The sequence below is a fragment of the Caloranaerobacter ferrireducens genome, assembly GCF_001730685.1.
Taxonomy (GTDB): Bacteria; Bacillota; Clostridia; order Tissierellales; family Thermohalobacteraceae; genus Caloranaerobacter; species Caloranaerobacter ferrireducens.
Window position 1 is genome coordinate 12,856 of the sequence record NZ_MDJR01000007.1, and the last position, 13,972, is coordinate 26,827.

A 13,972-nucleotide genomic window follows, 5' to 3' on the forward strand; every position below is an offset into this window, starting at 1 on the left:
TTGCTGTGAAAGTAAGGCCATCAGTTAAACCAATTTGTGAAAAATGTAAAATTATTAAAAGAAAAGGTAAAGTAATGGTTATTTGCGAAAATCCTAAGCATAAACAAAAACAAGGTTAATATTATAGACACAATATACTAGCTATTTATTATACTTTTTAGTATAATATTTATTTGGGTTAATGAATATCGCGGCTGCTAAGAAATAAAGAGTTGTATACAGATAAAACTAATTGATTCACAGTATTAGGAGGTGTAGAGATTAATGGCCAGAATTGCTGGTGTTGACTTGCCAAGAGATAAGAGAGTAGAAATAGGATTAACTTATATATTCGGTATCGGAAGATCAAGATCAAATGAAATATTAGCTAAAGCTGGTATTAATCCAGATACAAGGGTTAAGGATTTAACTGAAGAGGAAGTAAGCAAATTAAGACATATTATAGATAACGAGTATATAGTAGAAGGTGACTTAAGAAGAGAAATAGCTTTAAATATCAAGAGATTAAAAGACATTAACTGCTACAGAGGTATCAGACATAGAAGAGGTTTACCTGTAAGAGGTCAGCGTACAAAGACTAACGCAAGAACTAGAAAAGGTCCTAGAAAAACAGTAGGTAAGAAGCGCAAAAAGTAATAGATAAAGGAGGGACTGTAAGTGGTAGCTAAGAAGAATAGAAGAGCTCGCGTTAAAAGAAGAGATAGAAAGAACATCGAAAGAGGTCAGGCTCATATTAAATCAACATTCAATAATACAATAGTTACTTTAACTGATACTCAAGGTAATACTATTGCTTGGGCTAGCGCAGGTCAGCTTGGATTTAAAGGTTCAAGAAAATCAACTCCATTTGCTGCTCAAATGGCTGCTGAAACTGCTGCTAAAAAGGCTATGGAACACGGATTAAAAACTGTAGAAGTATATGTTAAAGGGCCAGGAGCAGGTAGAGAAGCAGCAATAAGATCATTACAAGCTGCTGGGCTAGAAGTTAGCCTAATAAAAGACGTTACTCCAATTCCACACAACGGTTGTAGACCACCTAAACGTAGAAGAGTATAATTATATAGATACAGGAGGTGTAGAGAATGGCAAGATATACAGGTCCAGTTTGTAGACTTTGTCGTAGAGAAGGACTTAAACTTTACTTAAAGGGAGATAGATGCTATACAGATAAGTGTGCAATTGCTAGAAGAAACTATGCTCCAGGACAACATGGTAAGTCTAGAAGAAAGTTATCAAACTATGGTATCCAGTTAAGAGAAAAGCAAAAAGTTCGTAGATATTATGGAATATCAGAAAAGCAAATGAGAAAATACTTCGGAATGGCAGACAAAATGAAGGGTATCACAGGTGAAAACCTATTAAAAGTATTAGAAATGAGATTAGACAATGTCGTATTTAGATTAGGATTAGCTTCAACTAGAGCAGAAGCTAGACAATTAGTTACTCATGGACACTTTACTGTTAATGGTAAAAAAGTAGATATTCCTTCATATCTAGTTTCTGTAGGAGATGTTATTGCAGTAAAAGAAAAGAGCAGATCATCAGTTAAGTTTAAAGAATTAATTGAAAACCATCAAGGAAGAGTACCAAAATGGTTACAATTTACAGCAGAAAAAATGGAAGGTAAAGTTATCGCTGAGCCTTCAAGAGAAGATATAGAATTACCAATCGAAGAACACTTAATCGTTGAGTTATATTCTAAGTAATAGATAAATTAGAATCAGTTGCCCTCAGTATCACAAAAAAGCTTATAGGGAGGGTTATTAGTAAATGATTGAAATAGAAAAGCCAAAAATTGAGATTGTTGAGATGAGCGAAGACAATACCTATGGTAAGTTTGTTGTAGAACCTTTAGAAAGAGGTTACGGAACTACTTTAGGTAATTCACTTAGAAGAATATTACTTTCATCTTTACCAGGTGCTGCTGTTACCTCAATAAAGATTCAAGGAGTATTACATGAATTTTCCACCATTCCTGGAGTAGTTGAAGATGTTACTGAGATAATATTAAACTTAAAAAGTTTAACAGCTATAATGCATACTAATGAGCCAGTAACATTAAGAATAGAAGCAGAAGGACAAGGAGAAGTAACAGCTGGAGATATTATTACAGGGCCTGAGGTTGAGATCTTAAACAAGGACTTACACATAGCTACGCTTGATGAAGATGGAAAGCTTTATATGGAACTTGAAATGGCTAAAGGGCGCGGATATGTTCCAGCAGAGAAAAATAAAAAAGAGAATCATACAATAGGAGTAATACCTATAGATTCAATTTTTACTCCTGTTAAAAAAGTAAACTTTAAAGTTGAAAATACAAGGGTTGGTCAAATTACTGATTATGATAAGTTAATCTTAGAAGTTTGGACAGATGGTAGTATTAAGCCAGATGAAGCTACTTCATTAGGTGCTAAGATTATGAGTGAGCATTTAAATCTGTTCATTACATTGACTGACCATGTAAATGATGTTGAGATTATGGTTGAAAAAGAAGAAGACAAGAAAGAAAAAGTACTAGAGATGACAATAGAAGAATTAGATTTGTCAGTTAGATCATATAACTGCTTAAAAAGAGCGGGTATTAACACAGTGGATGAATTAACTAAGAAAACAGAAGAAGACATGATGAAGGTTAGAAATCTTGGTAAAAAATCCCTTGAAGAAGTTCAACGCAAATTAGCAGAACTCGGATTGAGCCTAAAGAAGAGTGATGACTAAGAAGTAAGGAGGGAAGAGGGATGGCAAAATTAAGAAAACTAGGTCGCAGAACTGACCACAGAAAAGCAATGTTAAGAAACTTAGTAACTAGCTTATTAAAAAATGGAAGAATTGAAACAACAGAAGCTAGAGCAAAAGAAACTAGAAAATTAGCTGAAAAAATGATAACTCTTGCAAAAAGAGGAGATTTACATGCTAGACGTCAAGTTTTAGCATTTGTATATGATGAGACTGTTGTTAAAACATTATTTGATGAAATTGCACCTAAATATGCAGAAAGAAATGGTGGTTATACAAGAATATTAAAAATTGGACCTCGTAGAGGCGACGGTTCAGAAATGGTAATAATAGAATTAGTATAGATAGTGTAGGGGATTAAGTTGTTAGCTTAACTTAGTCCCTATTTTCTTAAGTTTTCATATGAGTGGGGATAGATATGAAAGAAGTAATGGTTAAAATGGATAATGTAACATATGAGTACACTAATAATGAAGAAGAGCGTATAGCAGCAGTAAAGAATATTAATTTGGAAATATATAAAGGTGAATTTCTTGTAATTTTAGGACATAACGGTTCAGGTAAGTCTACTCTTGCTAAACTAATGAATGCACTTTTACTACCATCTGAAGGTAAGGTTTATGTAAATGGGATAGATACGACTGATATGAAGAGAATTTGGGATATTAGACAGACTGCTGGAATGGTATTTCAAAATCCAGATAACCAAATTGTTGCAACCATAGTAGAAGAAGATGTAGCGTTTGGACCTGAAAATCAAGGTATAGAACCGATTGAAATAAGAAAAAGAGTAGACGAGGCTTTGGCTGCAGTTGAAATGTTAGAATATAAAGAGTACGCACCACACCTGCTTTCAGGTGGACAAAAGCAAAGAATAGCTATAGCAGGAGTTTTAGCTATGAAACCTGAGTGTATAATTCTAGACGAACCAACAGCTATGCTTGATCCATCTGGCAGAAAAGAAGTTATGAGCACAATAAAAAGACTTAATAAAAATGAAAAGAAGACTATTATACACATAACACATTATATGGATGAAGCTGTTTTAGCAGACAGGATAATTATCATGGAAGAAGGACAGATTATAATGGAGGGTACTCCTAAGGAAATATTCAGTCAAGTAGAAAAATTAAAAAGCATGGGATTAGATGTGCCACAAGTAACTGAATTGGCATATAAACTAAGAAAAGAAGGTATTGATATACCTGCAGATATACTAACAGTTGAGGAATTGGTGAGTGTACTATGACTATTGTTATAAAAAATCTAACTCATATTTATAATCCAAAAAGCCCATTTGAGACAAAAGCTTTAGATAACATAAATTTAGAAATTGCTAAAGGAGAGTTTGTAGGTTTAATTGGACATACGGGTTCTGGTAAATCTACCTTAATTCAACATCTTAATGGTCTTTTAAAGCCTACATCTGGTAAAATCTTTATTAATGATTTGGATATAACATCTAAAGATGTAAGCTTAAGAGAGGTTAGGCAGAAGGTAGGACTAGTATTTCAATATGCTGAATATCAGCTTTTTGAAGAAACAGTAGCAAAGGATATAGCTTTTGGACCTAAGAATTTAGGTTTATCCGAAGATGAGATAGAGAAAAGAGTTAAAGAATCAATGGAAATGGTCGGACTAGATTATGAAGCCTTAAAAGATAGGTCTCCGTTTGAGTTAAGTGGAGGTCAGAAAAGAAGGGTTGCTATAGCGGGAATACTTGCTATGAAGCCAGAGATTCTAATACTAGATGAACCGACAGCTGGATTAGATCCAAGAGGTAGAGATGAAATACTAGGGCAAATTAAAAAATTACATGAAAAATATAAGATTACAATAATACTTGTTTCACATAGCATGGAAGATATAGCTAAATTGGTTAATAGGTTGATAGTTATGTATAAAGGTAAAATAGTGATGACTGGAACACCTAGGGAAATTTTTAGTAAAGCTAATGAGCTTGAGAAATTGGGGTTAGGAATACCTCAAATAACATACTTCATGAAAGCTCTAAAGAAAAAATGGGTGAGTATTAGAGATGATGTAATAACAGTAGATGAGGCTAAAGAAGAAATTCTGAAAGCTATAAGGGGAAATAATTATGATTAGAGATATTACTATAGGTCAATACTATCCTGGAAATACAGTTGTTCATAAGTTAGACCCTAGGGTAAAGATAATAATAACATTTTTGTTTATTATGGCATTGTTTTTTATAGATAAGTTTTTACCATATTTATTTATATTAGGTTTTATTTTAATGGCTATTTTAATATCTAAAATTCCAATAAAATACATATTGAAGGGTTTAAAACCTTTACTTCCTATTATTTTAATTACATTTGTATTGAACCTATTTATGACTAAAGGACAAGTAATTTTTGAAATAGGCCCTTTAGACGTAACAATAGAAGGTTTAAATAAGGCGTTATTTATGGCACTTAGATTAATCTTTTTAATAGTAGGTACATCATTACTTACATTAACAACATCTCCAATATCACTAACTGACGGCATAGAAAAATTATTGAATCCATTTAGAAGAATAGGAGTTCCAGCTCATGAATTAGCAATGATGATGACGATAGCATTAAGATTTATTCCTACTTTACTTGAAGAAGCAGATAAAATTATGAAGGCTCAGATGGCTAGAGGAGCAGATTTTGAAAGTGGGAACATTTTGAATAGGGCTAAGAGCTTAGTTCCATTATTAGTTCCATTATTTGTGAGTGCCTTTAGAAGAGCAGATGAATTAGCTATGGCTATGGAAGCAAGATGTTATAGAGGTGGAGAAAACAGAACACGAATGAAACAGTTAGTATTAAAGGAAAGAGACTTCATAGCATTAGGTATAATGATTGCTTTGTTTGTAATAATAGTATTGTATAGATATTTGTAGGTGGTATGTTCAATGAGGAACATAAAATTAGTTATTGAATATGATGGAACTCATTATTTTGGGTGGCAGAAGCAGCCAGAATTAAAAACTATTCAAGAGGAAATTGAAAAGGCAATTAAAAAAATAACAAAAGAAGAGGTAAAATTAATAGGTTCTGGTAGAACTGACAAAGGAGTACATGCAAGAGGACAGGTAGCAAATTTTCATACTAATTCTAAAATTCCTGCAGATAAGTTCAAATTTGCATTAAATAGCGTGTTACCATTTGATATATCTATAAAAGAATCTATTGAGGTAGATGAAAGTTTCCATGCAAGATATTCTGCTAAAGGAAAAGAGTATAGGTATTTAGTTTTAAGCAGTAAAACAAGGAGTCCTCTTTTGAGAGATTATTCATATCATATACCTTATACTTTAGATTTATCTAAGATTAAAGAAGGTGCTAAATTCTTTATTGGAACACATGATTTTAGAGCATTTATGTCATCTAGAAGCTGTATAGAAGATACAGTCAGAACTATTTACAAATTAGAAATAGTCGAAGAAGGAGATTTAATTGAGTTTAGAGTTACAGGAAATGGTTTTTTATATAATATGGTAAGAATCATAGTAGGTACTTTAATTGAGGTAGGGTGTGGAAAGAAAAAAATAGAAGATATACCTAAAATTATAGAATCAAAAGATAGGAACAAAGCAGGTCATACAGCCCAGCCTCAAGGATTATATCTAGAAAAGGTAATTTATTAGTAGTGTCTTGACACGCAAGGCTCGTTGTATTACAATATATAGAGTGTGAGAATAATGAAAATCCACTAGCCCCGGATTTTTCATATAAATCTCAAAGCAATTTTGGTAAATAGGGAGGGAAAAAGGTTGAAAAGCTTTTTAGCTAAGCCACAAGAAATTGAAAGAAAATGGTATATAATAGATGCAGAAGGTAAGACTTTAGGTAGATTAGCTAGTGAAGTAGCAAAAATCTTAAGAGGAAAGCATAAACCAATATACACTCCACACGTTGATACTGGTGACCATGTAATAATCATTAATGCAGAGAAAATAGTTTTAACTGGTAAAAAATTAGAGCAAAAATACTACAGATACCATACAGGATATCCTGGTGGTTTAAGAGAAGTTCCATATAAGAAATTAATGGCTGAAAATCCTGAGAAAGCAGTATTCTTAGCTGTTAAAGGTATGTTACCAAAGAATAGATTAGGAAGAAAGATGATTAAAAAGTTAAGAGTTTATAGAGGTTCAGAACACAACCATCAAGCACAAAAACCTGAGGTTTACGAAATATAGTGCTTAAGGAGAGGAGGACTGTAAGTGGCTAAGGTGCAATACTACGGAACTGGTAGAAGAAAGACTTCTGTTGCTAGGGTAAGATTAGTACCTGGTGAAGGTAATATTACAATAAATAAAAGAAGCATAGATGAGTATTTTGATTATGAAACATTAAAAGTTATAGTAAGAGAACCATTAGTTATAACAGATACTTTAGGAAAATATGACGTTATTGTAAAAGTAGAGGGTGGCGGATTCACTGGTCAAGCTGGAGCTATAAGACATGGTATTGCTAGAGCTTTACTTAAGGCTGACGAAGAGTTAAGACCAATACTTAAAAAAGCAGGAATGTTAAGAAGAGACCCAAGAATGAAGGAAAGAAAGAAATACGGATTAAAGAAAGCAAGACGTGCTCCACAATTCTCAAAGAGATAAAAAAACACTGGACTTTGTGTCCAGTGTTTTTTTCATGTTCTTTGGCTATTTTAAGAACTTACCATCCTTATAGAATAATTCACCATCTGCATAAATTTCTCCACCATCTTTCATATCACATAGCATATCCCAATGGATAACAGATTTATTTTTACCACCTGATTCTCCATATGCATTTCCTAAAGCTAAGTGAATAGTTCCACCTATTTTTTCATCAAAAAGCATATTCCTAGTAAACTTTTTAATACCATAGTTAGTGCCTATTGCAAATTCACCTATGTATCTTGCTCCTTCGTCAGTATCTAATAGTGCATGTAATAAGTCTTCACCTCTTGTAGCTTCAGCTTTTACAACCTTACCTTTTTTGAATGTTAAACGTATATCTTCAATTTCTTTTCCCATATATATTCCAGGAAAACTGAATCTAATATACCCTTCAACACTATCTTCGATTGGTGCTGTAAAAACTTCACCGTCAGGGAAATTAATATTTCCACAACAATTAATCCATTTTCTTCCTCCTACTCTTAATTTTAAATGAGTATCTTTAGATTTTATCTCAATAAAATCTTTATCTTTTAGATAGTCAATTATCTTTTCATGATGCTTTTTAACATTTTCCCAAGCTTTAATAGGGTCATCTTCATTTAGTAAGCAAGCATCAAAAATGAATTCTGTATATTCATCTAATGACATATTACTTTCTTGTGCACTTGAATGAGTAGGATATTGGCATAAACACCATCTTAACTCTCCAGAATCAGCTCTTTTGTGAAAAATGTCGCTGATTTTTTTGTTTGATTTAACACTTAAAGCCATTCTTTTTGGATTAACACCTGATAATTCTTTAGTGTTGTACTCACCACTTATGCTAAGAATAGCATCAATTACTTTAACCATATTTAACTTCAGTGGAGATACATAGCTTAATTGCTCTTCGTTTGCTTCCTTATAGAATATTTCATTTATTCCAGCAGGTTTTAGAAAAACTTCAGGGTGAGCGCCTACTCTTAAGGCTTCCCTATAAACTTCTTTGATTAAAGGCATTGCTAAATCTGAACCTTGTATAACAAAAATATCCCCCTTTTTGATCTGTAATGAATAATTTACCAATACATTGGCCATTTTCCTTAATCTTGGATCAACCATAAAATACCCCCTTTCAGATTACCTAGTATATATTCTACAAAAATTACTAACATCCTCTTAAATTACCAGATTTACTAATAAATTATGAAAACTATTATTAATTAAACAAAAGTATTGTAATATAGACAAAGCCTTTTTAAATATTATTAAATGAGAATTTCAACGGGAGGAATACTATGAAGCTAATAATTATAAAAAAAGAATGGATAATTATATTTCTTTTAATATTAATAAGTTTTATCTTTTATATAAATTCGAATAATTTCGTAACAACATCTTTATATCTACCTATTACTGACAAAGTAATAATTATAGATCCAGGGCATGGAGGAATTGATCCAGGGGCAGTTGGTAAGTTAGGAAAAAAAGAAGATGATATTAACTTACAAATAGCCCTCAAGTTAAGGAGATTAATAGAACAGACAGGAGGAATAGCTATTCTAACTAGAGAAGAAGATAAAGGATTATATACAGAAAAATCGAAAACCTATAGACAGAAAAAGAACGAGGATTTAAGAAATCGAAAGATATTTGTAAACGAAAGTGAAGGAGACATATTTATAAGTATTCATTTAAATAGTTTTCCACAATCTAAATATTATGGAGCTCAAACGTTTTACAAAAAAGGATGTGAAGACAGTAAGAAATTAGCAGAGATTTTGCAAGAAGAATTAAGAAATGTTCTAGATAAAAACAACAAGAGAGTTCCACAGGATAGAGATAATATATATTTACTCAGAGAAGTAAACATTCCTTCTGTGTTAATAGAATGTGGTTTTCTTTCAAACCCCAATGAAGAAAGACTTTTAAGTGATAGTAAATATCAGGAAAAAATTGCTTGGGCAATATATATAGGTATTATGAGATATTTTAAAGAAGTGAAAAATGAATAAAATAATATAGTTAAAGGGTATTATTATTCTATGGAAAACATTTATGAAATATAATCTACGTCTCAAAAGAACAAAATCTTTGATTTGAATAAATTATAAGGAAGATTTTGCTTATATCCATAAACGGAAATTATATTTAAAATTATTCACAATTTAATAAGGTATATAATTTCCTATGGATTATAAAAAAAGGAGGAATACTAATGGGAAAAATATTAGGAGCATACGTACTTCCTCATCCGCCAATTATAATACCTGAAATAGGAAAAGGACAGGAAAGTAAAGCTGCAAAAACTATTCGTAGTATGAAGCAGATAGCGTCTGATATCAGTAAAAAAAAGCCTGATACTATAATTATTGTTACTCCACATGGACCTTTATTTACTGATGCAATATCAATTCTTTATGAAGATAAACTTGTAGGAGATTTTAGGAAATTTGGGAGTGAGGAAATATATTTTGAGATAGTTAACAATAAAAGAATTGTGGATAATATTATAGAGAAAGCATCTTATAAAGATATTGTTTGTGCAAAAATTGATAAAGAGTTTGCATCAGACTATGATGTTGACTATAAACTAGATCATGGTGCTTTAGTGCCATTATATTTTATAAAAAAAGAGTACTCTGATTTTAATCTAGTACATATAACTTACGGTTTATTGTTACCTATTGAGTTATATAAATTTGGGATGGTATTAAAACAAGTCATTGAAGAAAGTAAAGAAAATATAGTATTTATAGCTAGTGGTGATTTATCTCATAAATTAACAAAAGATGCTCCTAGTGGTTACAATGCAAGAGGTAAAGATTTCGATGAAATGATAGTAAAGTTATTAGAAGCTGGAGATAGAGAAGGATTAATGAAGATAGATTTTAATTTCGCAGAAATAGCTGGAGAGTGTGGTCTTCGTTCAATTATGATAATGTGTGGTTTATTAGATGGATATAAAACTATATCAGAAGTAATTTCATACGAATATCCTTTTGGTGTTGGTTATTGTGTAAGCTATACAGAGATTGAAGGAACCTCTAAAGATAATATGCTACTTGACAAACTTATTAAGCATGAAAAAGAGAAAATGCAAAGAATAAGAGAAAATGAAGATGAATATGTAAGATTGGCAAGAGAAAGTCTAGAGTATTTTATTAAGAATGGTAAAGTTATGGATATGCCTGCTGATATTAATAATGAAATGATTATGAACAAAGCAGGAGTTTTTGTATCAATAAAAAAAGACGGTAAATTAAGAGGATGTATAGGTACTATAGCTCCAACTGAAGAAAATATAGCAAAAGAGATTATAAGAAATGCAATTAAAGCAGGTACTGAAGATCCACGTTTCTATCCTGTAGAAGAAGATGAACTTGAAAGGTTAAAATATTCTGTTGATATTATTAAGGAGCCAGAAGAAATAGATACAATAGAAAAATTAGATATTAAAAAATACGGTGTTATTGTAAGAAAAGGATATAAGATGGGAGTTCTTCTACCAGATTTAGAAGGTGTGGATAGTCCAGAAGAGCAGGTACTAATAGCCTTAAGAAAAGCAGGCATAAGACCTGATGAAGGATATATTTTAGAACGATTTGAAGTTATAAGGCATTGTGGATAGATTGTTAATAATTACATGTGGATAAATTGTGTATTGTGGAAAAAAATTATTATGTAAAGTTAAACATTGTTAAACTAAGTAAATATGGTATTTATAAGTTTACATAAGTTATCCACCACTATATGTGGATACTGTTGATAATGTGGATAAAAATAGTGGATAATTTAGAAGCGGCCTATGGCCGCTTTTGTGTTATATTACATTCTTTTATCATATAATCTTATAGAATGAAGGAATAACGGGGGTTATATTTATGTTTATAATCATTTCAAAAAAGAAGTTATATTTAGCTATATTGATATTAGTTATAATAATTGTATTTTTAATAGCGGTTAAATTTTTGTTTTTAAGACATATACCAATATTTATTGATAAAGAGATTACTCATGAAATTGAGAAAATTTTCAACTTAAGAAGTCAAGCTATTTTAAAACAAGATGAAAGTTTGCTGTCGATGCTTTATAATACATCGACAAAATATGGTAGATGGGCTTTTGAACATGAACTTAAAAGAATGAAATATTTACATAAATGGGCTGATAAGCAGGGAGTGAAGTTTATAAGTATAAAGCCAAAAACTATAATTAGAAAAGTGAGAGAAAAGGGACAAGGGTTTTATATTAATTTAATGGTATCTACTGAATATAAATACGTTTATGAAAATGAAAGTAATATAAATTTATTTAGAATAGGGACATATCATTCATTGGATATTGTTAAGGGTGAAGAGGATGAATGGTTTATTACAAGAGAATGGTATACTGATCCATTTGCAGATTCACTAAAATTAGATGATATTAAGACAGAAGAGATAAAAACTTATATATTATCGCATAAACCTAGAGATTTATCTAAAATAAGTAAGCGAAGGAAATCAGCAGTTGAATATGCAGATAAGTACTGTGGAGCAGCTGGATCTGAAAAAACAGGCTATAGATATAACAGCAAATATATAAATTATAATTCTAGAGGAGGCGATTGTGCAAACTTTGCATCTCAAATTTTGTTTGAAGGAGGAAAATTCAGAAAGACTTATACGTGGAATTATAATAAAGGTGGCAGTAAAGCTTGGGTTAACGCACATGCATTTAAAGATTATATGCTGTACAGTGGTAGAGCTTCATTAATAGCTTATGGTAGTTATGAAAAAGTTTATAAAGCTGCTTACAAACTACTTCCTGGTGATTTTATAGCTTATGGTAGAAAAGGAAAGGTAACTCATATCTCTGTTGTTACAGGTGCAGATTCTAAAGGTTATCCACTGGTAAATTGTCATAATACAGATAGATACAGAGTACCATGGGATTTAGGCTGGAGCGACAAAGGTATAAGATTTTGGTTAGTTCGTGTTCATTATTAATCTATAGAAACACACAGAAAATTCAAAATAATAAAAAGATTACTTCTTTATCTTTACTACTTTACTTTTGTAAAGCAATAAAGTATAATTTGTATTATCATCAAATATAAACTTAAGGAGGAGATACAAATGAAGAAAAGTTACGCATTACTAATTTTAGCACTTATTTTATTATCTTTATCTTTCACAGGTTGTGGTCAAAAAAATACAGAAGACCAATCATTAGAAGAAATTAAGAAAAAGGGATATTTTGTTGTTGGCCTTGATGATAATTTCCCTCCAATGGGTTTTAGGGACAAGTCAGGTGAAATTGTAGGATTTGATATAGATATGGCGAAGGAAGCAGCAAAAAGAATGGGTGTAGAAGTTAAATTCAAGCCAGTAGATTGGGATGGAGTAATATTAAGTCTTAAAAAGAAAGATATTGATTTAATCTGGAATGGTTTAACAGTAACAGATGAAAGGAAAAAGCAGATTAGCTTTTCAAAGGTTTATCTTTCAAATAGACAGATTATAATTGTTAATAATGATTCAGCTATAAATAGCAAAGATGATTTAATAGGAAAAGTAGTAGGTGTTCAACTTGGAAGCAGTAGCGAGCAAGCTTTAAATTCAGATAAAACTTTAGTTGAAACTTTAAAGAATGTAAGGAAATATTCAAATAATATTGAAGCATTATTAGATTTAAAGGCAAAAAGAATTGATGCAGTTGTTATAGATGAAATAGTTGGAAGATACTATATAGCTAAAAAACAAGATGAATACAGAATACTTGAAGAAAATCTTGGAGATGAATCATATGCAGTTGGAATAAGGAAAGAAGATGTTTCATTCAGAGAAGAATTAGACAGAGTACTTGATGAAATGAAAAAGGACGGAACAGCTGCTGAAATATCTAAGAAATGGTTTGGTGAAGATATAGTTATTAAATAGGGAGAGAATAGAAAATGACATATATTTTAGATGTTACAAGATTTATACTAAGAGGTGCTATAACAACTTTTAATTTGTATATTGTAACAGCTATGTTGTGTGTGCCTTTAGGGATTTTATTGGCTGTGTTTAAAATATCGAGATATAGTATTTTATCAAAAGTAATAGGTCTATATACATGGATATTTAGAGGTACTCCTTTGCTTTTACAATTATTCTTTGTGTATTATGGGCTGCCTGTAATAGGTATTTCTTTGATGCCTTTTACGGCAGCTGCTCTTACTTTTGTATTAAATTATTCAGCATATTTAACAGAAATATTTAGAGCTGGAATTGAATCAATAGATAAAGGTCAATTTGAAGCAGCTAAATCGCTTGGAATGAATTATAGGCAAACTATGACTAGAATTATAATTCCTCAAGCTGTAAGAAGAGTTATTCCACCAACTTGTAATGAAGCTATAAATCTTGTAAAAGATACTGCACTAGTGGCGGCTATAGGTATGGGTGACTTGTTAAGAGCAGCTAAAGAAGTACTTACGAGGGATTTTACAATAACCCCATTTATTATAGCTGCATTACTTTATTTGGGAATAAGTTCTGTAATTGTAGCCATATTTAGAAAAATTGAAGATAGATATTCTATATCTGATTAGGAGAGAGTATT

18 protein-coding genes are annotated in these 13,972 nt (G+C 31.2%); 17 read left to right on the top strand and 1 reads right to left on the bottom strand.

Going from position 1 to position 13,972, the window contains the following annotated elements; genetic code table 11:
• Positions 1-5: 5 nt before the first annotated feature.
• From rpmJ to rpsI, 12 genes are all read left to right on the top strand, one after another.
• Complete coding sequence (gene rpmJ / locus BFN48_RS09955) at positions 6-119, top strand: 50S ribosomal protein L36 (protein WP_008516283.1); 114 nt, start codon at positions 6-8, stop codon at positions 117-119.
• 145 nt (positions 120-264) lie between these two features.
• Positions 265-636, top strand: a complete 372-nt coding sequence (rpsM, locus tag BFN48_RS09960) for a 30S ribosomal protein S13 (RefSeq protein WP_069650759.1) — start codon at positions 265-267, stop codon at positions 634-636.
• 21 nt (positions 637-657) lie between these two features.
• On the top strand, positions 658-1,056 hold the full coding sequence (gene rpsK / locus BFN48_RS09965) for a 30S ribosomal protein S11 (protein ID WP_069650760.1): 399 nt from the start codon (positions 658-660) through the stop codon (positions 1,054-1,056).
• 26 nt (positions 1,057-1,082) lie between these two features.
• A complete protein-coding gene (gene rpsD / locus BFN48_RS09970; protein WP_069650761.1) occupies positions 1,083-1,706 on the top strand; it encodes a 30S ribosomal protein S4 in 624 nt (207 codons plus the stop codon).
• A gap of 64 nt (positions 1,707-1,770) precedes the next feature.
• Positions 1,771-2,718, top strand: coding sequence for a DNA-directed RNA polymerase subunit alpha (locus BFN48_RS09975; protein ID WP_069650762.1), 948 nt, complete (start codon positions 1,771-1,773; stop codon positions 2,716-2,718).
• 20 nt (positions 2,719-2,738) lie between these two features.
• Complete coding sequence (rplQ, locus tag BFN48_RS09980) at positions 2,739-3,080, top strand: 50S ribosomal protein L17 (protein WP_069650763.1); 342 nt, start codon at positions 2,739-2,741, stop codon at positions 3,078-3,080.
• Between the two features lie 74 nt (positions 3,081-3,154).
• Positions 3,155-3,985 (top strand): energy-coupling factor transporter ATPase, encoded by an 831-nt coding sequence (locus BFN48_RS09985; protein WP_069650764.1) that lies wholly within the window; start codon positions 3,155-3,157, stop codon positions 3,983-3,985.
• Complete coding sequence (locus BFN48_RS09990) at positions 3,982-4,845, top strand: energy-coupling factor transporter ATPase (protein ID WP_069650765.1); 864 nt, start codon at positions 3,982-3,984, stop codon at positions 4,843-4,845. Before BFN48_RS09985 ends, BFN48_RS09990 begins: the two co-directional genes overlap by 4 nt.
• Entirely contained in the window at positions 4,838-5,635 is a 798-nt protein-coding gene (locus tag BFN48_RS09995) for an energy-coupling factor transporter transmembrane component T family protein (RefSeq protein WP_069650766.1), read from the top strand. The genes BFN48_RS09990 and BFN48_RS09995 overlap by 8 nt, the downstream gene beginning before the upstream one ends.
• Positions 5,636-5,647: 12 nt before the next feature.
• A complete protein-coding gene (gene truA, locus BFN48_RS10000) occupies positions 5,648-6,382 on the top strand; it encodes a tRNA pseudouridine(38-40) synthase TruA (RefSeq protein WP_069650767.1) in 735 nt (244 codons plus the stop codon).
• A gap of 126 nt (positions 6,383-6,508) precedes the next feature.
• Positions 6,509-6,937: a 50S ribosomal protein L13 gene (rplM, locus tag BFN48_RS10005; protein ID WP_035162278.1), complete on the top strand. Its 429-nt coding sequence runs from the start codon at positions 6,509-6,511 to the stop codon at positions 6,935-6,937.
• 24 nt (positions 6,938-6,961) lie between these two features.
• The gene (gene rpsI, locus BFN48_RS10010; RefSeq protein ID WP_069650768.1) at positions 6,962-7,354 is read left to right on the top strand and encodes a 30S ribosomal protein S9; all 393 of its coding nucleotides are present in this window, start codon (positions 6,962-6,964) and stop codon (positions 7,352-7,354) included.
• 45 nt (positions 7,355-7,399) lie between these two features.
• On the opposite strand, the gene BFN48_RS10015 is transcribed toward rpsI, so the two are convergent.
• Positions 7,400-8,503: an aminopeptidase gene (locus BFN48_RS10015; RefSeq protein ID WP_069650769.1), complete on the bottom strand. Its 1,104-nt coding sequence runs from the start codon at positions 8,501-8,503 to the stop codon at positions 7,400-7,402.
• A 176-nt stretch (positions 8,504-8,679) separates the two neighbouring features.
• On the opposite strand from BFN48_RS10015, the gene cwlD reads away from it, so the two are divergent.
• The 5 genes from cwlD (at position 8,680) to BFN48_RS10040 (ending at position 13,961) form a co-directional block, all read left to right on the top strand.
• Complete coding sequence (cwlD, locus tag BFN48_RS10020; protein WP_069650770.1) at positions 8,680-9,396, top strand: N-acetylmuramoyl-L-alanine amidase CwlD; 717 nt, start codon at positions 8,680-8,682, stop codon at positions 9,394-9,396.
• Between the two features lie 203 nt (positions 9,397-9,599).
• A complete protein-coding gene (amrA, locus tag BFN48_RS10025; protein WP_069650771.1) occupies positions 9,600-11,012 on the top strand; it encodes an AmmeMemoRadiSam system protein A in 1,413 nt (470 codons plus the stop codon).
• A gap of 253 nt (positions 11,013-11,265) precedes the next feature.
• Positions 11,266-12,372 carry an amidase domain-containing protein gene (locus tag BFN48_RS10030; RefSeq protein ID WP_069650772.1) on the top strand — a complete coding sequence of 369 codons (1,107 nt, stop codon included), beginning with the start codon at positions 11,266-11,268 and terminating at the stop codon, positions 12,370-12,372.
• A 129-nt stretch (positions 12,373-12,501) separates the two neighbouring features.
• On the top strand, positions 12,502-13,305 hold the full coding sequence (locus BFN48_RS10035) for an amino acid ABC transporter substrate-binding protein (protein WP_069650773.1): 804 nt from the start codon (positions 12,502-12,504) through the stop codon (positions 13,303-13,305).
• A 14-nt stretch (positions 13,306-13,319) separates the two neighbouring features.
• Positions 13,320-13,961 carry an amino acid ABC transporter permease gene (locus BFN48_RS10040; RefSeq protein ID WP_069650774.1) on the top strand — a complete coding sequence of 214 codons (642 nt, stop codon included), beginning with the start codon at positions 13,320-13,322 and terminating at the stop codon, positions 13,959-13,961.
• The last annotated feature ends 11 nt before the right edge of the window (positions 13,962-13,972 follow it).

Coding starts and splice junctions, on each gene's coding strand:
- rpsD (WP_069650761.1), top strand. CDS start 1,083: ATGGCAAGATATACAGGTCCAGTTTGTAGACTTTGTCGTAGAGAAGGA.
- BFN48_RS10040 (WP_069650774.1), top strand. CDS start 13,320: ATGACATATATTTTAGATGTTACAAGATTTATACTAAGAGGTGCTATA.
- BFN48_RS09990 (WP_069650765.1), top strand. CDS start 3,982: ATGACTATTGTTATAAAAAATCTAACTCATATTTATAATCCAAAAAGC.
- BFN48_RS10035 (WP_069650773.1), top strand. CDS start 12,502: ATGAAGAAAAGTTACGCATTACTAATTTTAGCACTTATTTTATTATCT.
- BFN48_RS09975 (WP_069650762.1), top strand. CDS start 1,771: ATGATTGAAATAGAAAAGCCAAAAATTGAGATTGTTGAGATGAGCGAA.
- rplQ (WP_069650763.1), top strand. CDS start 2,739: ATGGCAAAATTAAGAAAACTAGGTCGCAGAACTGACCACAGAAAAGCA.
- BFN48_RS10015 (WP_069650769.1), bottom strand. CDS start 8,503: ATGGTTGATCCAAGATTAAGGAAAATGGCCAATGTATTGGTAAATTAT.
- BFN48_RS09985 (WP_069650764.1), top strand. CDS start 3,155: ATGAAAGAAGTAATGGTTAAAATGGATAATGTAACATATGAGTACACT.
- cwlD (WP_069650770.1), top strand. CDS start 8,680: ATGAAGCTAATAATTATAAAAAAAGAATGGATAATTATATTTCTTTTA.
- BFN48_RS10030 (WP_069650772.1), top strand. CDS start 11,266: ATGTTTATAATCATTTCAAAAAAGAAGTTATATTTAGCTATATTGATA.
- amrA (WP_069650771.1), top strand. CDS start 9,600: ATGGGAAAAATATTAGGAGCATACGTACTTCCTCATCCGCCAATTATA.
- rpsM (WP_069650759.1), top strand. CDS start 265: ATGGCCAGAATTGCTGGTGTTGACTTGCCAAGAGATAAGAGAGTAGAA.
- truA (WP_069650767.1), top strand. CDS start 5,648: ATGAGGAACATAAAATTAGTTATTGAATATGATGGAACTCATTATTTT.
- BFN48_RS09995 (WP_069650766.1), top strand. CDS start 4,838: ATGATTAGAGATATTACTATAGGTCAATACTATCCTGGAAATACAGTT.